This is a genomic window from Serratia sp. T13T92 (genome assembly GCF_047530105.1).
Classification (GTDB): Bacteria; Pseudomonadota; Gammaproteobacteria; order Enterobacterales; family Enterobacteriaceae; genus Chania; species Chania fonticola.
The window spans coordinates 218,922-241,357 of record NZ_JBLJAK010000001.1 but is presented as its reverse complement, the minus strand read 5'-3'; the positions used below and the strand labels follow the sequence as shown (position 1 = coordinate 241,357).

At 53.3% G+C, this 22,436-nt stretch carries 21 protein-coding genes; 13 read left to right on the top strand and 8 right to left on the bottom strand.

Annotation, left to right across the window (positions count from 1 at the left end; all coding sequences use genetic code 11):
• The first annotated feature begins 3 nt into the window (after nt 1-3).
• Nucleotides 4-690 carry a helix-turn-helix transcriptional regulator gene (locus tag ACMV5I_RS01020; protein WP_414823459.1) on the top strand — a complete coding sequence of 229 codons (687 nt, stop codon included), beginning with the start codon at nt 4-6 and terminating at the stop codon, nt 688-690.
• An 82-nt stretch (nt 691-772) separates the two neighbouring features.
• Nucleotides 773-1,144 (top strand): VOC family protein, encoded by a 372-nt coding sequence (locus tag ACMV5I_RS01015; protein ID WP_261147508.1) that lies wholly within the window; start codon nt 773-775, stop codon nt 1,142-1,144.
• Between the two features lie 88 nt (nt 1,145-1,232).
• Here the strand turns inward: ACMV5I_RS01015 and tus are convergent, their stop codons facing one another.
• The 4 genes from tus to ACMV5I_RS00995 all read right to left on the bottom strand — a co-directional run bounded on the left by tus (nt 1,233) and on the right by ACMV5I_RS00995 (nt 5,193).
• Nucleotides 1,233-2,168 (bottom strand): DNA replication terminus site-binding protein, encoded by a 936-nt coding sequence (tus, locus tag ACMV5I_RS01010; protein WP_414823704.1) that lies wholly within the window; start codon nt 2,166-2,168, stop codon nt 1,233-1,235.
• 180 nt (nt 2,169-2,348) lie between these two features.
• Entirely contained in the window at nt 2,349-3,416 is a 1,068-nt protein-coding gene (locus tag ACMV5I_RS01005) for a metal-dependent hydrolase (RefSeq protein ID WP_414823458.1), read from the bottom strand.
• Nucleotides 3,404-4,129, bottom strand: coding sequence for a hypothetical protein (locus tag ACMV5I_RS01000; protein ID WP_197724499.1), 726 nt, complete (start codon nt 4,127-4,129; stop codon nt 3,404-3,406). Before ACMV5I_RS01000 ends, ACMV5I_RS01005 begins: the two co-directional genes overlap by 13 nt.
• Complete coding sequence (locus ACMV5I_RS00995; RefSeq protein ID WP_414823457.1) at nt 4,126-5,193, bottom strand: MFS transporter; 1,068 nt, start codon at nt 5,191-5,193, stop codon at nt 4,126-4,128. The genes ACMV5I_RS01000 and ACMV5I_RS00995 overlap by 4 nt, the downstream gene beginning before the upstream one ends.
• A gap of 2 nt (nt 5,194-5,195) precedes the next feature.
• Between ACMV5I_RS00995 and ACMV5I_RS00990 the strand changes: the two genes are divergently transcribed.
• Genes ACMV5I_RS00990 through ACMV5I_RS00975 form a run of 4 tightly spaced genes read left to right on the top strand, consistent with a single transcriptional unit; the run spans nt 5,196 to nt 9,138 of the window.
• Nucleotides 5,196-5,771 carry a recombinase family protein gene (locus tag ACMV5I_RS00990; protein ID WP_368444284.1) on the top strand — a complete coding sequence of 192 codons (576 nt, stop codon included), beginning with the start codon at nt 5,196-5,198 and terminating at the stop codon, nt 5,769-5,771.
• A gap of 28 nt (nt 5,772-5,799) precedes the next feature.
• The gene (locus ACMV5I_RS00985; protein WP_414823456.1) at nt 5,800-8,190 is read left to right on the top strand and encodes a TOTE conflict system archaeo-eukaryotic primase domain-containing protein; all 2,391 of its coding nucleotides are present in this window, start codon (nt 5,800-5,802) and stop codon (nt 8,188-8,190) included.
• Between the two features lie 23 nt (nt 8,191-8,213).
• Entirely contained in the window at nt 8,214-8,648 is a 435-nt protein-coding gene (locus ACMV5I_RS00980; RefSeq protein WP_414823455.1) for a DUF4158 domain-containing protein, read from the top strand.
• Entirely contained in the window at nt 8,569-9,138 is a 570-nt protein-coding gene (locus ACMV5I_RS00975) for a TetR/AcrR family transcriptional regulator (RefSeq protein ID WP_414823454.1), read from the top strand. Before ACMV5I_RS00980 ends, ACMV5I_RS00975 begins: the two co-directional genes overlap by 80 nt.
• A 125-nt stretch (nt 9,139-9,263) precedes the next feature.
• On the opposite strand, the gene ACMV5I_RS00970 is transcribed toward ACMV5I_RS00975, so the two are convergent.
• Nucleotides 9,264-10,520 carry an MFS transporter gene (locus ACMV5I_RS00970; RefSeq protein ID WP_174334074.1) on the bottom strand — a complete coding sequence of 419 codons (1,257 nt, stop codon included), beginning with the start codon at nt 10,518-10,520 and terminating at the stop codon, nt 9,264-9,266.
• A gap of 144 nt (nt 10,521-10,664) precedes the next feature.
• On the opposite strand from ACMV5I_RS00970, the gene ACMV5I_RS00965 reads away from it, so the two are divergent.
• Both ACMV5I_RS00965 and ACMV5I_RS00960 read left to right on the top strand, forming a co-directional pair.
• On the top strand, nt 10,665-11,567 hold the full coding sequence (locus ACMV5I_RS00965) for a LysR family transcriptional regulator (protein ID WP_024486679.1): 903 nt from the start codon (nt 10,665-10,667) through the stop codon (nt 11,565-11,567).
• A 143-nt stretch (nt 11,568-11,710) separates the two neighbouring features.
• A complete protein-coding gene (locus ACMV5I_RS00960) occupies nt 11,711-12,928 on the top strand; it encodes an ROK family transcriptional regulator (RefSeq protein ID WP_141132180.1) in 1,218 nt (405 codons plus the stop codon).
• Nucleotides 12,929-12,984: 56 nt separating this feature from the next.
• On the opposite strand, the gene ACMV5I_RS00955 is transcribed toward ACMV5I_RS00960, so the two are convergent.
• A complete protein-coding gene (locus tag ACMV5I_RS00955) occupies nt 12,985-13,908 on the bottom strand; it encodes a LysR family transcriptional regulator (RefSeq protein WP_414823453.1) in 924 nt (307 codons plus the stop codon).
• Nucleotides 13,909-14,201: 293 nt separating this feature from the next.
• On the opposite strand from ACMV5I_RS00955, the gene ACMV5I_RS00950 reads away from it, so the two are divergent.
• The 4 genes from ACMV5I_RS00950 (at nt 14,202) to bioD (ending at nt 17,794) form a co-directional block, all read left to right on the top strand.
• On the top strand, nt 14,202-15,329 hold the full coding sequence (locus ACMV5I_RS00950; RefSeq protein WP_390901079.1) for an MFS transporter: 1,128 nt from the start codon (nt 14,202-14,204) through the stop codon (nt 15,327-15,329).
• A gap of 11 nt (nt 15,330-15,340) precedes the next feature.
• Entirely contained in the window at nt 15,341-16,369 is a 1,029-nt protein-coding gene (locus tag ACMV5I_RS00945) for an alpha/beta hydrolase (RefSeq protein WP_414823452.1), read from the top strand.
• Nucleotides 16,370-16,420: 51 nt separating this feature from the next.
• Nucleotides 16,421-16,867, top strand: a complete 447-nt coding sequence (locus ACMV5I_RS00940) for a cyclophilin-like fold protein (RefSeq protein WP_414823451.1) — start codon at nt 16,421-16,423, stop codon at nt 16,865-16,867.
• Between the two features lie 246 nt (nt 16,868-17,113).
• A complete protein-coding gene (gene bioD, locus ACMV5I_RS00935) occupies nt 17,114-17,794 on the top strand; it encodes a dethiobiotin synthase (RefSeq protein WP_065686166.1) in 681 nt (226 codons plus the stop codon).
• Here bioD and clcB read toward each other — a convergent pair.
• Together clcB and ACMV5I_RS00925 are read right to left on the bottom strand one after the other, a co-directional pair.
• Nucleotides 17,782-19,062: a voltage-gated ClC-type chloride channel ClcB gene (clcB, locus tag ACMV5I_RS00930; protein ID WP_202673146.1), complete on the bottom strand. Its 1,281-nt coding sequence runs from the start codon at nt 19,060-19,062 to the stop codon at nt 17,782-17,784. The two genes, bioD and clcB, sit on opposite strands and share 13 nt — an antisense overlap.
• 107 nt (nt 19,063-19,169) lie before the next feature.
• Nucleotides 19,170-20,540 carry a cytochrome-c peroxidase gene (locus tag ACMV5I_RS00925; protein ID WP_414823703.1) on the bottom strand — a complete coding sequence of 457 codons (1,371 nt, stop codon included), beginning with the start codon at nt 20,538-20,540 and terminating at the stop codon, nt 19,170-19,172.
• Nucleotides 20,541-20,908: 368 nt separating this feature from the next.
• Between ACMV5I_RS00925 and ACMV5I_RS00920 the strand changes: the two genes are divergently transcribed.
• Nucleotides 20,909-22,402, top strand: coding sequence for an MDR family MFS transporter (locus ACMV5I_RS00920; protein WP_121606778.1), 1,494 nt, complete (start codon nt 20,909-20,911; stop codon nt 22,400-22,402).
• Nucleotides 22,403-22,436: the final 34 nt, after the last annotated feature.

The window sequence follows — 22,436 nt, the reverse complement described above, 5'->3', positions numbered from 1 at the left end:
CCCATGTCCCGCACTCAACGCATGCTCGATCTGATGCAGATCCTGCGCCGCCATCGTTACCCGGTCGCCGGGCATTCCCTGGCCGAAGAGCTGGGGATCAGTATGCGCACTTTATACCGTGATATTGCCACCTTGCAGCAACAGGGGGCGGATATTGTTGGCGAAGTGGGGATCGGTTATGTATTACGGCCGGGATTTATGCTGCCGCCGCTGATGTTCTCGCAAACTGAAATCGAGGCGCTGGTTCTGGGTATGCGCTGGGTGGAACGCCGGGGTGACAGCCAGCTTGCCGGCGCGGCGACCAATGCGTTGGCAAAAATTGCCGCCGTATTGCCTGCGGAACTGCGTGAAGAGCTGGATGCCAATACGCTGCTGATCGGCCCGGTGCCTACCGCCTATGTGGCGGATGAGACGCTGGTGACGATCCGTGAAGCCATCCGTTTGGAGCGTAAGATCAAGGTGGAGTATCGGGATTATGCCGGTAATGGCAGTGAGCGTATCTTGTGGCCGTTTGCCATGGGCTACTTTGAACAGGTGCAGATCCTGATGGCCTGGTGTGAATTGCGTGGCTCGATACGCCATTTCCGCCTTGACCGTATTGGCCGGTTAACGCTGTTGGAGCACCGTTACCCGCGCGGCCGCCGGGCATTGATGAAGCTGTGGCGTGAAAGTGAGGGTATTGCCCAATGATCCTGCTGCCATAAACTGACAGTAGGGTGCACTAGAGTGACGTTATCAGGAGCCAGCCGGTTCCCATTCAGAGGATAACGTGATGACTACCCCAAGCATGACCATGATTTATGTCGACAGCCCAGAAAAAAGCGCCGAATTTTATCGCCAACTGTTGGGCACTGAACCTGTCGAGCAGTCTCCCACCTTTGCCTTATTTATCTTCAATAACGGTTTCAAACTGGGCATGTGGTCAAAACATACCGTAGAGCCTGCGCCAGCGACGACCGGTGGCGGCACAGAGATCTGCTTTATGTGTGAACAACCACAACAGGTCGATGCACTCTATCAACAGTGGCGGGATAAAGGGTTAACTATCGTGCAATCTCCGGTCGAGCTCGACTTCGGCTACACCTTTGTTGCGACCGATCCTGATGGCCATCGTCTGCGTGTTTACAAGCTTAACGACGAGTAATTCTTTCACTGCTCGATACGCCATGTAGGGCACACATGCTGTGCCCGTTCAACAAAATACCCCGATAAACTGATTTTACGCCCGTTAATTATTCCTCAATGTCGGTATACAGATGCAGGCGTTTCACCAGCAGGCGCAGCGGCTTAGCCTCCGGCTTATATTTGTGTTTTACCGCCGTCACGTCGTAATTGAGCAGTTCACCGATCTTCGGTACCTGTGCGCCCCTCTCTGGTTGGCACAGGGCAATCAGCGGCAGCGGGCAGGGGTGCTGTACCTGTTTTTGCTGTGGTTGATACCAGACGCGCGCGATTGGCTGCACCTTTACCGGCCGTTTGATTTTCAGCATGGCGTTCTGCGGCAGGCGGCTGACGTCGTCAATTTCACGGCCCACCAACTCGGCCCACTGTTCGCGGTTGTAGGGCGGAACGGCGCGCCCGGCTTTCTGGCTTTTCTCTAATTGCGCCAGGATATCGTCGCGTTTCACCTTCTTGATGATGTGCTTGTTGGCCCAGCCAAAACGTACCGAGTCCGGGTTGGTGAGAAGGGTGATGGAGCGATAGGCGCTGAGGGTGATCAAACCGTGCAGGTGGGTGTGCACAAACTCAAAACGTTGCTCGGGGGCCAGGCCAGACTCTACGGTAATGATCTGTTCCAGCTCCGCCTTCAGCCGGTTGATCAAGGCGATCTGCTGTTGTAGCACCAGATACTCGGCTCGTTCGGTCTCAAGGCAAATGACACCGGGCAATCTTACCGCCGCCTTGCTGCTGATATGCTGGCGGTTGTGGTGGATAAACAGCCGTTGGTAGTGTTCCAGGGCAAGGTCACGGGCAGCCTGGCCCACATGTTGCTCCACGCTGATCTGTTCGATGGCGCTATGCTCCTTACCTTTCTCGATTTCTGGCAGGCTGAACACCCTTGCTGCCAGCAACCGCAACGGCTGGATTTGCTGGTGGAGTTGCGCCAATGCCTGTTCCAGCTCGCTAAAACGCGCATTCATTCTGCCGATCAGGCTGTACTTATCCATCATTACCTCGCATTTTAGTTACAACATACATTGTAGGGCAGAGTAACCAAGGTGGCAACTTCGGCCTAAGTGTAGGGGCCGCTTAGGAGCGGAAAATATCCCGCGCTTAATCCTGTCTGCATGCGGAGGTGAGGAGCACGAAACTAATCCAGCATGAACCGCTCCATTGATGCGCCCTAATCACGGTATTGCTTTACTGTCAAAAATGCGCCGCCACACCCAGCTTAGCGTGTTGGAGAAATTAGCAGATGTGGATAATTGGGTAATTTCGGGGGTGACGGACCAAACGCCATGTTCATCTTTGCCAGCAATGTCATAACGGAAAAGATAGTCGGGTTCTAATCCCATGCGTAGATCGGCAAGGATCAGACGAAGCTCACCATCGTTTCGTTGTTGCGTATGGGCAGCGAAAAATCCATGTGTGAACCACCGCAGACGTTCCAACTTTGGCTCGGATATCAACTGCTCCAGTATAACGTTGTCGCTTGGGTAAAAAGTAAATGGCATTGCTTCTCGATCTGCAACAAGGGACCGGTCACCGATCCAGTAACCTTTTGGCTCCATCACGATCACTCGCCATGCCAGGGTGTTGAACGGCAGGGGGGTTGAAAAACGAGGTGCGTTCTGTAAGTTGAGGACCGCCAGGCTTTGTGATGCCGCTCTGTCGATCAGTGCTTTGGCGCCGACACTCCACGCCAGGTAAACCGAGCTCACCAGCAAACCCGCGACCAGCCAGTTGCGTGCCGCCTTGTCTCGACCTGGCTCATTTGTTTGCTGCGAGGGTTGGTAGGTTAGCCGCCAGGCAGCAATAACCCCTGCCAGCAAGGGTACGGTATACAACGGATCAATGATGAAGATTGTCGCCCACATCACTGGCGGGGTCTTCATGGGCCAGAACAACTGGGTACCGTAGACGGTAAAAGCGTCCAGTAGAGGATGCGTTATCAAGGCAAGCCAGATCGCCAATAGCCACCGCAGCGGGGATCTTTGCACTAGGCTGCTGCGGGATTTAAGCACTAACCAGAGCAATAATCCCAACACCGTTAACAGCAAAAGTGAATGCGATGGCCCCCGGTGCCAGGTCACTTCTGTAACAACATCGCGGCTGAACAGTTTAAACCAAACCACGTCCAGATCGGGCAAAGTCCCGAGTATACCTCCAGCCAGTATCGCCATGCGCCGATGGCGTGGAGGGACGACAAGTGCAGCAACGCTGCTGCCAAGAACAATTTGTGTTAATGAGTCCATGGTAGGTTCCAACGGTCTGTTTTATCGTTCTGTTGGGCAAGCTGTGCCTTTATCCACCGGTCATGCAGCCATTGTTCCGATTTACGGCGAGCAAGCAGGGTTGCCCATTGCAAATCTCGCTCGAACAACATGGGTTTCTCATCGCTGCCGACTATGACCCAGAACCAACTCCCATCAGCAAGATTACGTGCCTTGAATTTTATACCGGTGACCTGAACTGTCTCACTACGGCCAGCGTGTGTAATACGCACCGGTTCACTGTGGGGAGCGACAGAGGCCACCTTCATGTTGACCAGCAAATCGGGCGCAGCCCTGCGCAGGAATTCTGTTGCAATCTGCTCAGAGCGTTCTCGGGATGGTAAAGGTTTTCCTGCCAGCTCTAGCGAGATGTTAGCAAAACCTTTGAGTGTTCCATCGGAGGCGAACACAGTACTAAAGTGTTCCCCCTCCAGGAAGGCATTCCGTCCGTCACGCCTCTCGTAGCGGCTAAGCACGACGGGCTTACTATCCAGAGTCACTGAACGCTGACTGGTGAGGTGATGAGTATCAGGGATGCTGGCTGAGTCATGATCAACTGCGCCAGTAGCTGCCTGCAAGGCGAACGAGGAAAAACCAGCAGTAAGCCCAATACCGATGTGGAACACCAGGACAAAGCGGTAGAGGTTCCACCAGACAGCGAGGACTGAAGTGAGCGAAGAACGTTTAGCGTTCATGATTTCCTCGGGGATGAGGTAAGTGATGCGCTTTTCATCACGCAGATACTGGCCAGTAAAAGCGCCACCGTGAGCCCCGCAAGGAGCGGGACGAAACCGGGTACCCATGACGCGATAAGCGGGCCAATACTGGCGCCGATGAACAAGACAAAGCCATTCAGTGCCATGCCAGCTGCGCGGTCAGGTGCGGCCAGATCGCCAAATCGGCTAATCATTGCCGGGACAGCCAAAGCGACACCGGTAACGAAGAGCAGGCTCCCGATGCCAATACCTATTATCGTCTGCGACAAAATCGCCTCCAGGGTGAGGCCGACAGCTGCAACCAGGTAACCCACACTTGCGACTCCCGGCATCCCGAATCTGTTTGCAAGCGGTCCAACCAGCAAGGCCATGAACATACCTGGCAATCCAGACAGGAGAAGTGTGATATGCGCGCATGAAAGCAGCACAATGGCGGGCCGCATGGCAATCTTGCCTAGTGCGATGAAACGATGGCCCAGGTGGCCATCAACGGCGGTGCGGACGGGTTCCTGGATCAGTAGCACAATGAATGGGAGCACGGCCATCAGGCCAGTTCCCGTGGCTATAAATACCCAGATCCAACCCCATTGTAGCGCCACCCAGGCAGCGAACACTTGCCCTAGGATACCCGCCACGAGAAAAGACGTAGACATGGCCCCGATGGCAATTGCCCGATGGCGTGGCAATACCGCTTCGGCAAGATAGGCCAGTGCCACAGGGGCGAAACTGGATGCAGCGAGCCCCTGCAACATCCGTAGCCCCGCCAACCAGGGCAAGGAAGGCGCAAAAACGCAGGCGAGTGTGGCAACCGACAGCGCACTCAGCCCGACCAGCATGATTAGCCGACGACCATACTGATCGGATAACGGCCCCCAGAAGGGGTAGTGACCGGGTAGCTGCGATAACTGCCAACTTTTCTTCCCTCCACCTTCACGCATAAACGAACGTTTGTGCAACCATCCCTGTCCCAACGTAATGATGCGGCCTTGTGCGTTGCAAAAATGTATTGCAATATAAAAGCAAATGGCAACAGGAAATCGCAATCATGCTCATTGGTTATGCCCGGGTTTCGACACAGGAACAGGATACTCAGTCTCAGATATCAGCACTAAAGTCAGCCGGGTGTGAACTGATATTCCAGGAAAAAGCTTCGGGAGGACGATGGGATCGACCCGAGCTACAACGTCTTTTACAGCAGCTACGCAAAGATGATCAGGTTATTGTATGGAAACTGGATCGTCTTTCCCGTTCTCTGAAGGATTTATTGCTGACGCTGGAGAAGATTGAAAACACGGGGGCTGATTTCCGCAGTATTACCGAAAATATTGACACATCAACTCCGGCAGGAAGGATGATGATGCAGATCGTTGGCTCCTTTGCTGAATTTGAACGCGCCATGCTTCGTGAACGAACAAGGAACGGGCTTGAGGCGGCACGCCAGGATGGTCGGGTTGGTGGACGACGCCCCAAATTAACACCTCAGCAGCAAAAAGAGATTGTCTCGCTCGTCACATCGGGGCAGAAAACTGGCGCTGATGCTGCACGTCTGTTCCGTGTTCACCCTTCCACCGTGGTGCGGCTTCTTGCCAGACATCGGATGACTGAGATCGGACAGACATAAATCGATTCGGAGGTATTTACAGCAGAGTATGGTTCGCCAATCTGACAGCGATGAATTATCGGCACTGCGGGCAGAAAATGCCCGATTGATTTCGTTACTTGATGCCCATGGGATCGAGTGGCGACTTAAGCGGCAGGTTTCGGTGCAAAAATTATCAACCTTATCTACTGACGACAAGGTTGCGCTGTTTCGCCGACTGTTCCGGGGGCGGGACGATGTATGGGCTCTGCGCTGGGAAAGTAAAAACAGCGGAAAGTCGGGCTATTCTCCCGCCTGTGCCAACGAATGGCAGCCAGGTATATGTGGTAAACCCCGGATAAAATGTAGCGACTGCTCTCACCGTCGGCTCATTCCCGTATCGTATCCCGTTATCTACCGGCATCTGGCTGGCGAACACACCATCGGTGTATATCCTTTGCTTGAAGATGACTTCTGTTATTTTCTGGCCGTTGATTTTGACGAAGCAGAATGGCAGGCCGATGCGTCAGCGTTCATGCAATCCTGCGATGAACTCGGTGTGCCAGCAGCACTGGAAGTATCAAGATCGCGTCAGGGGGCTCATATCTGGGTGTTTTTTGCGTCCCGCGTTCTGGCCAGGGATGCCCGCCGTCTGGGGACGGCTATTATCAGTCATACCTGTAACCGGACCCGACAGCTCCAGTTGGGCTCCTATGACCGGTTGTTTCCGAATCAGGATATTATGCCAAAAGGTGGATTCGGTAACCTGATTGCGCTGCCTCTGCAAAAAGGGCCGCGAGAGTCGGGTGGGAGTATTTTTGTTGATGCTACCCTCCAGCCTTATCCTGACCAGTGGGCTTTCCTGGCATCGGTGATACCCATGAACGCTCATGATATTGAGCCGACGATATTACGGGCTACCGGAAATACTCATCCTCTTGATGTGACCTTTATCAACGAAGAGGATTTGGCCACACCATGGAAGCCCGAAAAATCATCAGATACCAGGCTTAACCTTCCGCTACCGGATTCACTGAAGGTCACGCTTGCTAACCTGATCTACTTCGAAAAAGCACAATTACCCCAGGCGCTGGCCAACCGACTGATCCGGCTGGCAGCATTTCAGAACCCTGAGTTTTATAAAGCTCAGGCCATGCGCATGTCAGTATGGGATAAGCCCCGTGTAATAGGCTGTGCTGAGAATTATCCCCAGCATATTGCTTTGCCCCGTGGGTGTCTGGATACGGCGTTATCTTTACTGCACGACAACAGCATTGCCTGTGAAATAACAGATGAGCGGTTCGCAGGAACAGCATGTGATGTGGCTTTCCTGGGAAAACTGAGGCCAGACCAGGACGCTGCGGTTTCTGAGTTACTGCGCCATGATTGCGGTGTGCTTTGCGCGCCAACCGCTTTTGGTAAAACGGTCATTGCGGCGGCAGCTATCGCCCGTCGAAAAGTCAATACGCTTGTGCTGGTACATCGAACTGAATTGTTGAAACAATGGCAGGAGCGCCTCCGTCTGTTTCTGCAAACCAGTAACGATATTGGTGTTATCGGGGGCGGCAAAAACAAACCTGGCGGTGATATTGATATTGCGGTGATGCAGTCAATATCCAGGCATGGAGAGGTGGATCCGCTGGTTAAGAATTATGGGCAAATCATCGTTGATGAGTGCCATCATATTGGCGCGGCTTCTTTCGATGCGATACTGAAAGAGGCAAATGCCAGATATGTGCTGGGACTGACTGCAACGCCGGTTCGACGGGATGGCTTGCATCCCATCATATTTATGCACTGTGGACCCATTCGCCATACAGCAGCCCGCCCAAAAGAAAGTCCCCATAATCTGGAAGTGGCTCCCCGTACCCGTTTTACACGCGGGAATCTGCCATCTGATGCCAGAATACAGGATGTTTTCAGAGAAATAACGCTGGATCAGGAAAGAACGTCAGCTATTGCTGGCGAGGCCAGGAGCGCTTTCGGACAGGGACGTAAAGTTCTGGTGTTGACCGAACGTACCGATCACCTGGATGACATAGCGTCCGAACTGGCATTACTGAAATTATCACCATTTGTTCTTCACGGACGGTTATCGAAAAAAAAGCGTACGATGCTTATTTCCGAGCTGAATGCCCTGCCACCGGATGCGCCCCGTATTCTGCTGTCAACGGGTAAACTGGTTGGCGAAGGGTTTGACCATCCTCCACTGGATACGCTGGTTCTCGCCATGCCCGTGTCGTGGAAAGGCACACTACAGCAGTATGCTGGCCGCCTCCACAGGGAGCATTCGGGCAAAACTGATGTCAGAATAATCGACTTTGTGGATACAGGTTATCCTGCGCTGCTCAGGATGTGGGATAAACGTCAGCGGGGTTATAAGGCGATGGGGTACCGGATCGTGGCTGAAAATGATGCAGAACCCGATCCTGAAACCCCAGTCAAATTAACATTATGGTAAGACACTGATAATGGGACGGCTGAATGAAACGGATCTGGGATATTGATGAGCTGGCAGAACACTGGAGTCTGAAGTTTGAAGAAACCCGACTGCTCAAAACCAAGCCCGCCAGAAACCACCTGCCATTTGCCGTTCAGCTTAAGTTTTATCAGAACACCGGACGTTTCCCTTCGGCAATCAATGAGATCCCGGAAACGCCACTCCACTATTTAGCCGAGCAGCTGGAAGTGGATGTTTTCGGGGTTCAGGAATATGAGTGGTCCGGGCGAACCGGGGCACGGCATCGCAAGGAGATCCTTAGCTTCCTGGGCATCCGCCGGATATCAGCAACAGATAAACACGCGTTTTCAGACTGGCTGATTGCCACCCTTTATCCTCATGGCTCTGATCCTGCTGACGCCACCGAGGCTGCCATTTGGCTGGTTCCAGCAACGCCAGGTCGAATGTCCCGCCGATAAGGAGCTGGAACGGCTGGTACGTTCGTCTTTCCAACAGTTTGAACTCCATCTGAAGCCGGCGTTATTCGCAGCCGTGTTACGCAATGAACTAGCCAAGGTGGCACTGGCTGTGCCTGTACAATCCTTTGCTGTTGAAGATATTGGAGATTACGCGGGGCGTGCTTATGACTATCACCTCGAAAACCCTGAGCTTAGCAGGCTTATGCGCTGGGAAGGACTAGCTTACGACGGAGAGGTGCCGGACGAAGAACTGCGACGTGAATATTATGGTTATAAGGTTCAGGCCGTGACCGATGGGCAGCACCAGGGAGTTGTTACCCGGGCCCTTGACGCCGATCACCTGGCTTTTCTGATATTGGCTCTTGCTGGATGGTGGTCTGCAGTACCACAGGTCGCGCGTATGTTAACGGGGCCAGACAGCGCTGAAGAGCATGCCAGACGGAGAGCTTCTGTCGTAGAGGCTGCCCGGCGCCTGGCGACAGCCCCATAAAATGAATGTTGGAAAAAGCACGGGTAATACCCATTAAGCAAAATCATGACAGTAGCTTTCCTCAGTCATAATAAGCGCAGAAGGGGCGCTGCATGTGCGCCCCTTGGTTTTCCCTGAGCAGGATATTAAATACGCGCGGCTTCCGGCAATTTCTTCAGGTAGTGGCCAACCAGCAGGGCCAGCAACAGCATCACGCTGATAAAGGCAACTACGCCGCCCCAGCCAAAGTTATGCCAGAACACGCCGCCCAGCGTACCGGCAACGCTGGAACCCACGTAATAACAAAACAGATAGAGCGAAGAAGCCTGGCCTTTGGCCCGGCGTGCGCGGCGGCCAATCCAACTGCTGGCAACCGAGTGGGCGGCAAAGAAACCGGCGGTGAACAGCATCATGCCAATAAAGATCACAGTGACAGGGGCCAGGGCGGTGATCAGTATCCCGATCAGCATAATGATAATGGACGCCAGCAGCACCGGGCCGCGGCCATACTTTGAGGTCAGGGCACCCGCTTTGGGGGAACTGTAAGAACCGGTGAGATACACCACCGACAACAGGCCTACAATTGCCTGGCTAAGATGATAAGGATCGCTCAGCAGGCGGTAGCCAATGTAGTTGAACATTGTCACAAAGCTGCCCATCAGCAGGAAACCTTCGGCAAACAGCAGCGGCAGCCCCTTATCGTGCCAATGCAGCTTAAAGTTAATCAGCAACGTTCTTGGCCGCAACGAACTGGCGCGGAAGTGCTTGGAGGCGGGCAGAATGCGCCAGAACATGCAGGCCGCCGCCAGGGCGAACACCCCAATCACCGCCAGCGAGATCCGCCAGGAGAAGAAGTCGGTGAGCACCCCGGTCACCAGACGCCCACTCATTCCACCGATCGAGTTGCCGCTGATATAGAGGCCCATAGAAAAGGCCACGAAGCTCGGGTGGATCTCTTCGCTCAGATAGGTCATACCGACTGCCGCAACCCCGCTCAGCGAAAGCCCAATCAACGCCCGCATCACCAAGATGCCGTGCCAACTGGTCATGAAGGCACAAATCAGCGTACAGATCGCCGCCAACAGCAGGGCCACCACCATCACCGACTTACGGCCGATAGCATCTGACAGCGGGCCGGTAAACATCAGGCCGATGGCCAACATCCCAGTGGAGAAGGAGAGGGAAAGGCTGCTCTCCGCGGGGGAGATGCCAAAATCTTGCGAAAGCACCGGCAAGATCGGTTGCACACAGTACAGCAGTGCAAAGGTAGCCAGCCCGGCAGAGAACAGCGCCAAGGTCACACGCATAAACTGCGGTGTACCGCGTTCGATGTAGGGGAGTTTATTCAGCGTGGTGCGTTTGGTTGTTGGGGCACTGTCAGGGGCTGGCAGCGTTTTTGGCATACTGGCCGCAGAACGCGAAGCGGTTGTCACAGCGGTTCCTTACCGGGTTCGGGAGATGAAAAATACGTCTTGAATCACAAAATCATAGGGAGCCATCAGTTTTTTGTCTAATATATTAATCATCCTAATTAAGATGTTTAAAGTATGAATATCGAGCTCAGACATTTGCGTTACTTTGTCGCCGTCGCCGAAGAGTTGCATTTTGGCCGGGCTGCAGAACGGCTACGAATTTCCCAGCCGCCCCTTAGCCAACAGATCCAGGCGTTGGAAGATATGGTGGGTGCGCGTTTGTTGGCGCGCAATAACCGTAACGTCAGCCTGACCCAGGCGGGTGAGATGTTCTTGAAAGAAGCCTATCAGGTGCTTGCCCAGGTCAACCGGGCAGCAGAGAAGGCGGCGCGCCTGGAGCGTGGCGAACTGGGTGAACTGACGATTGGCTTTACCTCTTCGGCTCCGTTTATCAGCGTAGTTTCCCGTAGTTTGCGAGCCTTTCGCCAGTTATCACCGGATGTGCATATCAAAATGCGCGAGGTGAACACCAAGCAACAGCTTGAGCCGCTGCTCAACGGTGACCTTGATCTTGGGGTGATGCGCAATACCCGCTTGCCGGACGCGCTGCAGCATCAGTTGCTATTACGCGAGCCCTTACTTGCCGTGGTGCCGAATGGCCATCCGCTAACCCTAAAGGCACCAGGCACGCTGCGTTTCAGCGATTTGGCCCAGGAACCCTTTGTGTTCTTTTCCCGTGAAGTGGGCACCGCGCTGTACGACGAAATTCTGGCATTGCTGGCCAATGCCGGGATCGCGCCTTACATCACGCAAGAAGTGGGGGAAGCGATGACCATCATAGGTCTGGTCGCGGCTGGGTTAGGGATTTCCATTTTGCCGATGTCCTTTGGCCGAGTGAAGATCGATGGGGTGACGTATCTCCCTTTAGCCGAGCCGGAGGCGATGACCGAGGTCTGGTTGGTACATCATCGCAGCAGGCCGTTATCGGCAGCGGCCAAGGCGTTAATGGCGCTGATGCTCGAGCCCAAAGCTGTGTAAATAAGAGGCGTTTTTAGCGGAAAGCTCGGTGAATTTGTGCTGTTAATCACATAACGAATCAAATAGTTGACGCTGTATTCCAAAAGCCCCACCATAGCCCCTAATCTTTATTTAGAAGCGCGAAAAATAGCAGGAGCGGGTGTGTGATTGCGGATGGGCAGCCTGGGCATATTGATCAGATCAAGCAAACCAATGCAGGGGCAGTTTACCGGCTGATAGATCGGCTGGGACCGATTTCGCGCATCGAATTATCCAAACGGGCACAGCTGGCGCCAGCCAGTATCACCAAGATAGTACGTGAACTGCTCGAAGCGCATCTGGTTAAAGAAACCGAATATCAGGAAGTGGGCAGCCGTGGCCGACCGGCCGTTGGCCTGGTGCTGGACACCGAAGCCTGGCATTACCTCTCTGCACGCATCAGCCGAGGCACCATTACCCTGGCGCTGCGCGATCTCAGTAGCAAGATGGTGGTGGAAGAACTGCTGCCGTTAAAAGCCGAACATCCCGAGCCTTTATTACAGCGCATCGTTAGTGAAGTAGAGCAGTTCTTTATCCGCCACCAAAGCAAACTGGAACGTTTAACCGCCATCGCCATTACGCTACCCGGCATGATTGATACCGCCGCGGGTATTGTTCACCGCATGCCGTTTTATGACGTCAACGAAATGGCGTTGGGACCAGCGCTAGAGACACTGACGGGCTTGCCGGTTTATGTTCAGCATGATATCTGTGCCTGGACGATGGCAGAGGCGCTGTATGGCGCATCCCGTGGCAGCCATAACGTCATTCAGGTCGTCATCGATCATAACGTCGGCGCAGGGGTGATCACCAACGGACGCGTACTGCATGCGGGCAGCAGCAGCGTGGTGGAGATTGGTCACACACAGGTCGATCCATATGGTAAACGCTGCTATTGCGGCAACCATGGTTGCCTGGAAACGGTCGCCAGCATTGAAAACATGTTGGAAATTGCCCAGCAACGTCTGGGAGGTTCGATGTCCTCCATGCTACATGGCGCGCCTTTGACCGTGGAATCGCTGTGCGATGCGGCAATGGCTGGCGATCAGTTAGCCAAAGATATTATTCTTGGCGTCGGGCACAGCGTCGGGCGCATCGTGGCGATCATGGTCAACCTGTTCAACCCGGAAAAAATCCTGGTAGGTTCACCGTTGAACCGTGCCGCAGAAATCCTGCATCCGGCGATTGCTTCCTGCATTCGTCAGCAATCCTTGCCCGCTTACAGCGAGCACGTTCAGGTTGAATCCACCCAGTTCTTCAACCAAGGCACCATGCCGGGAGCCGCACTGGTGAAAGAAGCCATGTATAACGGTTCTTTGTTGGTGAAATTGCTACAAGGTTGATTTAGCTGTCTTCTTTCACGCTGTGGCGTTAACTGCACGGGATTTGGATCCAAAAGCTACACTTCCAGCATCTCCTTGGCGGGTTTGCGTTTCTGGCCGATCCTAAGAGCTTCAAGGACCAACGAGAAGGCTGGAGAAGGCTGCTTGCGACTGGGATAATACAGGTAGTAGCCGGGGAAGGGCTTGCACCATTGCTCCAGCACACGCACCAGATGACCTTCTTTAATATGTGTTCCAAATTCTTCTTCTGGCAAAAAAGCAATCCCGTGTCCTGCAAGCGCCGCAGCAACAATATGTTCAGAAGTATTGAAAATGAGCTGTCCGCTGACGCGAACATTAAGATCCCCTTCATCCTGATCAAAATCCCAGATATACAACCCCCCAGACCTGACCATACGTTGATTTATGCACCTGTGTTGCGTCAACTCATGGGGGGTTTTGGGTACAGGATAACGTGAAAAATAACTCGGAGATGCCACTGCGGCCATACGTAATTTGGGCCCGATGGGTACCGCTATCATGTCTTTATCAATGGTGTCACCCAGTCGAACGCCCGCATCAAAACGATCTGCCACGATATCGCGAAAACCATGATTCGCGTCGAACTCGATATTAATATCCGGGTACTCATGCAACAGCGGTGTCAGCTTTGGCAGCAGGGTACTGTGTAAAACATTTGGCCCGCAGGTGATGCGGACTGTACCTGCAGGCTTATCGCGCAGCTCGGTCAGCATATCCAGTTCAGCTTCAATCTCATCGATGCGATTACCTATAGCCAGTAGCAAACGCTCTCCGGCGGAAGTTGGCGATACGCTACGGGTGGTACGCGTCAGCAGACGAATTTGCATACGATCTTCAAGTGCGGAAATCGCCTGGCTGAGTGCAGGCTGCGTTACGCCCAACTGAGCTGCGGCACGGGTAAAGCTGCTTTCACGTGCGACCGTGACAAAATAGAGCAGGTCGTTCAGGTTGCGTTTCATCAGGTATGGCCCGTCTCATTAATAAGCTACAGTTATAAACCTATTAAGCATTCATTAGCTAGTAATGATGCGCCCTGAGTGTAAAATTTCCAGCAACAGATTATTAAGCGATGGCAGATAAACGCTGTTGCTCTTTTCATTTTTACTTTCCTGACGTTATTCCTGCGAATAGCGTTCGGCCGCGGTTTACCTGAAAACTGCCGGGGATTATTCGGGAGCAGCAATTTATGCCCATATTGTCGAACGATCTATCACTTCACAAAGAACGCGCGTACTGGAGCGGAGTTTTCGCCATGACGTTGTGCGTCTTTGCGCTCATTGCTTCGGAATTTATGCCTGTCAGCCTGCTGACGCCCATATCGGGAGATCTAGGCGTCAGTGAAGGGCTGGTTGGGCAGGGGATCGCTATTTCCGGCGTGTTTGCGGTACTGACGAGTCTCTCCATTTCTACACTGGCCGGAGGTCTCAATCGCAAGACATTACTGTTGAGCATGACCGCGTTGATGGCGTTTTCCGGCGCCATTATCGCGCTAGCGCCCAGTTATCTGATTTACATGGTTGGCCGTGCCCTGATTGGTATTGCTATTGGTGGGTTCTGGTCCTTATCAGCCGCTACTGCTCTTCGCCTGGTTCCGCAACACCAGGTTCCAAGTGCGCTGGCCATTTTTAACGGGGGTAACGCGTTGGCAACCGTTATAGCCGCACCACTGGGTAGTTATCTGGGCTCGGTCATCGGTTGGCGAGGCGCATTCTTTTGCCTTGTTCCGGTTGGAGTGATTGTTTTTATCTGGCAGTGGTTCAGCCTGCCTGCAATGACGGCTGATAAAAGCGATAAGCGTACCGGTGTTTTTCGTCTTTTGGCTAACCCGCTTGTGGCCATGGGGCTTGCGGCCTGCGGATTGTTCTTTATGGGCCAATTTGCTTTGTTTACTTATCTACGTCCGTTCCTTGAGAGGGTAACGCAGGTAGATATCACCACGTTGTCGCTTATTTTACTGACAATCGGAGTTGCTGGTTTTATGGGAACCCTGGTGATTAGCGCATTTCTGGCATCAGGTTTTTACCCCACACTTATTGCCATCCCTTTGCTAATGGCCGCTATTGCCGGATCACTGATCGCCTTTGGTCACAGTATCTGGATCGTTGCAACACTGCTTGGTTTATGGGGCTTAATCGCCACAGCTGCGCCCACCGGTTGGTGGACGTGGATCGCCAGAACATTGCCGGAGGATGCGGAAGCTGGCGGTGGCCTGATGGTTGCCATAGTACAACTGTCCATCGCATTGGGCTCCACAATCGGCGGGTTAGCATTTGACCATAGCGGTTATCAAAGCACCTTCACCATCAGCGGCATTTTGTTAGTGATAGCAGCCGCCCTGGCGTTATTGACGTCACGTAAAGATATCCACCAAACCCAATGAGGAATTCTCTGATGAGAAAATTTACCATGCTGTTAGGGCTGTTAATCAGTTCATTTGCGGCAGTTGGCGCCGATATGTCTAACGGAGCCGATAATTTTTACAAAAGCGATAAAGTCACCCAGCAAAAGGTGACCTTTAAAAACCAGTATCAGATGAATGTGGTCGGCAATCTGTTTATACCGAAAGGGATGGATCAGAATGCGCAAAACCCGGCGATTGTCATTGGCCATCCGATGGGGGCGGTAAAAGAACAAAGCTCAAATCTGTATGCCCAGAAACTGGCAGAACAAGGGTTTGTGACGTTGGCAATTGATCTTTCCTTCTGGGGAGAAAGTGAAGGAAAACCCGGCCATCTTATTTCTCCGGAAATTTATGCGGATGATTTCAGTGCCGCAGTCGATTATCTGAATACTCAACCTTACGTTAATCCGGAGAAAATTGGCGTACTGGGTATTTGCGGTAGCGGGAGTTTCGTTATCAGTGCTGCCAAAATTGACCCGAGAATGAAGGCCGTGGCTACGGTTAGTATGTATGACATGGGGGCGGCTTTCCGCCATGGTCTTCATCATTCCGTTACGCCTGAACAGCGTAAAGCATTCATTAAATCTGCAATAGAACAACGAGCTGTTGAGTTTAATGGCGGAGACATTGCTTATATCCCAGGTACCGTTAACCAGCTTGATGATTCTACGCCAGCAATTCAACGAGAATTCTTCGATTTCTATCGCACACTGCGAGGAAGTTATACACCACAAGGTGAGAAAGAGGAGCTGACAACAAAACCGATGTTGAGCAGCATTGGGAAGTTCATGAATTTCTATCCGTTCAACGATATTGAAACGATCTCGCCACGCGCGATGCTGTTCATCACCGGCGATCGGGCGCATTCGAAAGAATTTAGTGAAGATGCTTACAAACGTGCCGGACAGCCAAAGGAGTTGTACATAGTGCCAGGGGCAGGCCATGTCGATCTGTATGACCGTAGCGACATGATCCCTTTTGCCAAGCTGACGTCGTTCTTTAAGGCTAACCTCAAATAATGTCCAAAGCCGCACCCTGATGGGTGTGGCTACTCTTTTCTGGGTTACCGTATGGAATATCAGAGCACTTTAATACCGGGTCTGCTGCTGGCTTGTACCTTTGCAGGTCATGCCGACATGAACATTAATCCGTCCCTAAAGGAGAGCCCGATGACGGTTAAAATGAACATTGATGACCAACAATTTGAGGTCATACTTCACGACAATCCAGCGGCTAAACCATTTGTTAATACTTTACCATTGCAACTTGGCATGGAAGAGTTGAATGGAAATGAGATATTTGCCGACCTTCCTCATAAGTTGCCTTCAAACCCTGTACGGCCAGGGACCATTCATGCAGGCGATCTCATGTTGTACGGTACGCAAACGTTGGTGTTGTTCTATGCATCATTTGAGTCTTCCTACCGCTATACCCCCATCGGGAAAGTTATTCATCCAGAAAACCTTCCCGCTATGGTGGACAAAAAGAAAATAGGGGTCAGGTTCAACGACGATTAAAACAACGGTAGTTAGAACCCCGAGTCATGCCGATACGAGGCATTTGGCGACACAAAAAACTGGGTACGCTTTCGTTCCATTGACCTTGATACCCCTTATCAGTGTTTCTTATTATTTACCGCCAAAAGATTGAGCTACCTCAAGCCCCCGTTGAGTTGCATCCCCTAGACTTTTCCCGTAGGACGACTCTCGTCGTGATTTACGGCGATTTTTTAGGTTAACGAGGCATTTCAAGGCAATCTATTCATGTTAAAGCGTTTATTTGTTACAGGCACGGATACCGACGTAGGTAAGACAGTGGTTTCCCGCGGTTTATTGCAGGCTTTCGCCGCGCAAGGTCGCTCAGTGGCGGGTTATAAGCCCATTGCGGCACGCTGCCAGGAAACCAGTGAAGGCATCCGCAATCGAGACGCTTTAGTTTTACAGGCCTCTTCCTCACTGCCGCTGTCCTATGACGAAATCAATCCGATCACCTGTCTGGATGAGGTGTTTCATGCCCATGCAACTCAGGATATTGATTACGGACTGATGAGCCGTGGTTTGCATCATCTTGCCGCCAAGGCCGACACGGTAGTGGTAGAGGGTAGCGGCGGCTGGCGGGTATTGATGAACGATCTCCGTCCTTATGCCGAGTGGGTGGTACAGGAACAACTGCCGGTTATCCTGGTGGTCGGGATCAAACTGGGCTGTGTCAGCCATGCGCTATTGACCGCACAGGCAATTATTAACGATGGCTTACCATTGCTGGGCTGGGTGGCTAATCGAATCAACCCCGGTTTAGCCCACTATGCAGAAACTATCGATGCGATGCAGCAGCGTATTCCGGCTCCATTGCTGGGTGAGATCCCATATCTGCCGCGTGCGGAACAACGTGAGCTGGCACAATATCTGGACGTTTCGCAGCTGGTTGACCGTTACGCATTGTGATAAACCGACTGTGGGCGTAGCCCGCGAGCAATGGTAGTGGCGATAACGCAAGCCAACAGAATGCCTGGCAGCAGGGTATATTCCCCGGTCATCTCAAACACCATTAATGCCGCCATAATGGGCGCATGTGTGGTGGCAGCCAGCAATGTCGCCATACCGGTCAGTGCCAGCAGAATGGGCACTGCAGTACCCAACTCTGGCCATAGGCCAAACATCTGGCCCACTACCGAGCCCAATGCGGCCCCCACGAATAACGTCGGTGTGAACACGCCACCAGGTGCGCCTGATCCACTACTGGCCAACAGGGCTAACAGTTTGCAAATCAGGATCGCACTGACCAGTAGCATCCCCGGTGGTGCCGAGAGTAGAGACTGCACCACGCTATAGCCATTTCCCCAGACTTCGGGATACAACAAGGAAAGCAACCCGACGATCAGCCCGCCAAGCGCCAGCTGTAATGGCGGTATGAGGTTGAGCGAGCGAAATGCCCGGCCGCTGGCCGCCATTGCCCACAGAAACAGCGGGCCACAAACTCCTGCCAGTATGCCCACCAAAGCCATTAACAGATACTGCACCGGCCAGGGAGCAGCAAGCGGCTCCACGATGTAGAGCGGAGCCTGGCCACCGTTCAGCAGATTGGTCATCAGCAGCGCGCTTACGGCGGCGATCACTACTGGGCCAAGCGAGGCCAGCATCAGCGAACCAAACAGGATTTCCGCGATAAACAGGCTACCCGCCAACGGGGCATGGTAGGCGCTAGCCATCCCGGCTGCGGCAGCGCAAGCCACCCACAATTTCCATTCTTTCGCCGGGGTAAAGCGCTGGGCAAATACTGAACCCACCAACGCCCCCAGCAGGATCATCGCCCCCTCGCGGCCAATGGTGCTACCGCTGGAAACCACCAACAGCGAGGCCAGGCATTTTATCAGGCTGGCGTTAACGGCCAATCGACCGTCACCGGCTTCAATCGCTTCCATATAATCTGTTGGAGCGATGGGTTTTTGATGTTGGTAACGCTGGTAGATCCACAACAAAAAGCCAGCGGCCAATCCACCCAATGCTGGCGTCAACGCTCTCCGCCATCCGGGCAGTGCAGCGGCAGCGGCCACCAAACTGCCTTCATCGTGATCCAGCAACAACCATTCAAGCCCGAACATGGCACGGTGAAATAACCACACGGCCAGCGCAGCACAAATGCCGAGCAGGACGGCAATAAACAGATGGCGCAGCAGGGCGCGATAGTGGTGCAGAGGGACCAATTGATTCATATGTCGGCAGATGATGAAGAATAAGAGGTTCAGGTGGGCATTGTGCTTGTCTACCCACCTGAAAACCAGAGAATCTTTATCAGAACCCTGGCGTTGTGGCTACCGTATCAACCGCCCGGGGGCGTGGCAGGCTGATATTTACCGCTCATGCCTTCCAGCAGCGCGACCAGATCCTTGATATCGCTTTCTGGTAGGGTAACGCCGACCTGATAGGTCAGCATATCCTTGACCGCCTGATGCAGCGAAGTCACGCTGCCGTCGTGGAAGTAAGGGGCGGTTTGGGCGATGTTTCGTAACGTCGGGGTTTTGAAGCGATGACGATCGCTATCATTTTTAGTGACATTGTAACGTCCAAGGTCGGCTTCGGTGGGGTTACCGCGAGCGGTAAAGTAATCTGCTTTCAGCCCCATTACCTCATAGGATTGGCCCCCAAGGTTGACCCCGGTATGGCAGGTGCCACATTTGTTTTGCTGGAACAGTTGATAGCCGTGTTTTTGCTGCGCGGTCAGGGCGTTGCTATCGCCTTTCAGGTAACGGTCAAACGGGCTATCTGGCGTGATCAGCGTCTTTTCGAACTCGGCAATGGCGTCGGTAATGTTATCGCCGGTGAAGCCGTTCGCATAGACGCGCCGGAAATCGGCCTTCAGCAAGGCGTCCTGATCCAGTTTAGCGATGATTTCATCCCAGGATTCGGAGGCCATCTCGATCGGGTTCATCGGCGGGCCACCAGCCTGGGCCTGTAAATCTGCCGCTCGACCATCCCAGAACTGCGCCATATTGAAGGCCGCATTAAACACCGTCGGTGCGTTGATTGGCCCAACCTGATCGCCAACCCCCAACGATGAGACGCGACCGTCCACGCCACCTTCGCCCAGCTTATGGCAGTGGGCACATGAGATGCTGTTATCTTTCGATAGGCGCGGATCGTGGAACAACCGGAAGCCCAGCGCCACTTTTTGAGGATCGGTAGGTAGCGAGGATGGCACCGGCTGTAAGGCGGCACCACGTAGTTCGGCTGGCGTTTCTGGCAAAGTGTAGAACTGTTCGCGTTGTTGACGGACCCAGCTCAGTAGTTCATTACGATCGCCGTCGCTGACGTTTCCGGCCCAGTGGACCATCTTATACAGTGGCGGTGGCATCTCCTGGTTTTGCAGCACGGCTTCCAGCTTGGCCAGATCGACTTCAGGTACCGCGGTTTTTTGTTGCAGAGCAGTGCGGGTAGCATCGAGGTTAAAATGCTGATTTCCACTGAGGATATCCTGCGCCATAATTTGTTTGGCGATCGGCAACTCGGCATAGAAGGGAAGCTGAGCCGAGTTGGAGTGGCAATAGTCGCAGCCATTGCGGGTTAACAGGGTATCGATTTGATTGCTGGCAACGACGGGGTTACGCTGTTGATCGTAATGGTAGACATAGCCGACGGTCCCCAAATAGCCGACGACGGCGGTAACGGCACATCCCAGAATAATTTTTTTAATCATGTTCTCGCTCCATTGAGTTGACTGCCAAAAAACCCTACATATAAAGAGGTAATAAAAGGGGCAATCGGATTGTCACGGGCTGGGGCGGTTGGCAACTTGATTAAAATCAATCACCATCATTGGTGTACGCTATCGTTCGGATAGGTTTTAACGATGAAGCAGGCATGGCGAGGCTCTCAGGCCATTTCTAAGAAATACCTTATTATTCAATTAGGTGACTATTTATAGGTGACGTTGTCACAATTTGTTCGATTAGTGCGTTGTTGCGGGATTTTGGTGCACAACATCCCCAGACAAACTACAGAATATGCCTTGGCTGTTATAATCCGGGGAAAATAAAAGACATAGGGACACAGGGTAAACTGATGACCACTAACACTTCTTCGAGCACTGCCCAAGTAGCCCATCGGCCGTTGATCCTGATTGCCTGCATGCTGGCAATGTTCATGTCTGCCATTGAAGCGACCATTGTTGCCACCGCGATGCCGACGATTATTGGCGATCTGGGTGGTTTTTCGTTGCTGGGCTGGGTGTTTTCGGTCTATTTGCTGGCACAGGCCATTACCATCCCGATCTACGGGCGTTTGGCAGATTTATACGGCCGGAAACCGATCTTTTTCTTTGGTGCCACGCTGTTCCTGTTGGGGTCGGTCCTGTGCGGTTTCTCATCGAATATGTATTGGCTGATTGCCTTCCGCCTGCTGCAAGGGCTGGGCGCCGGGGCGATCATGCCGATCGCTACCACCGTGATCGGTGATATTTACAGCGCCACCGAACGGCCAAAAGTGATGGGGTATCTTTCTAGCGTCTGGGGTGTTTCGGCCATTCTTGGCCCGCTACTGGGCGCGTTTATCGTGCAGCACACGTCTTGGGCTTTGGTATTCTGGGTCAACCTGCCCATTGGCCTGCTGGCGATGTATTTCCTGGGGCGCTACTTGCCTGACCTCAAACAGGGGCGCAAACATGCGCTGGATCTGGCGGGAACGGCTTGGCTGACGATCTTTGTCGCTGCATTGCTGCTTTCACTCTTGCAGGCGGAAATGCTGGGATGGTGGGTCATACCGTTGCTGGCGTTGGCGTTAGTGGCGCTTAACCTGTTAATTCGTCAGGAGCGCCGTGCTCCTGAACCGTTGTTCCCACTGGCCCTGTGGCAAAATCGCGTAATTGTGGCCGGCAATATTGGCGGAGTGGTGATCGGTGCTGCCATGATGGGCATCAGCGCCTTCCTGCCAACCTTTATCCAAGGCGTGAAGGGCGGAACTCCGCTGGAAGCCGGAACCACATTAGCCTTGATGTCGATTGGCTGGCCGCTGGCCAGTATGCTGAGCGGGCGTTTGATGTTGCTGACTTCTTATCGCACCACAGCTCTGCTTGGCGCGCTGCTGTTGGCGGCAGGTGGCTTTATCCTGCTGCTGCTACAGCCTTCGGGTGGGTTACTGTGGGGGCGGGTTGCGGCGTTTATCATCGGGGTCGGTATGGGGTTGTGCAATACCACCTTCCTGGTCTCGGTACAGAATGCGGCACATTACAGTATTCGCGGTATCGCAACCGCCTGCACGGTATTCACCAGGATGGTCGGCTCGGCAATCGGCACCGCCATTCTGGGGGCCACGTTGAATATCAACCTGCATCTGCGCCTGCCACACACGGTTGATCCGGTGCAGCAGTTGATGGAGCCAGAGGTTCGCAACACCATGCGGCCAGAGGCGCTGGCGGATCTCATTGGGCATGTCGCCGCCTCAATGCATTGGGTATTCCTGGTCTCGGCGTTGATATCGCTGTTTGCCTTGGGGGCGGCTATGCTGATCCCGGCGCGTCATCGGCCACAGGGCGAAGGTGAAGAGGTTAAACAGGCTTAATAAAGAAGAGGGGCGCAGTAACGAACTGCGCCCT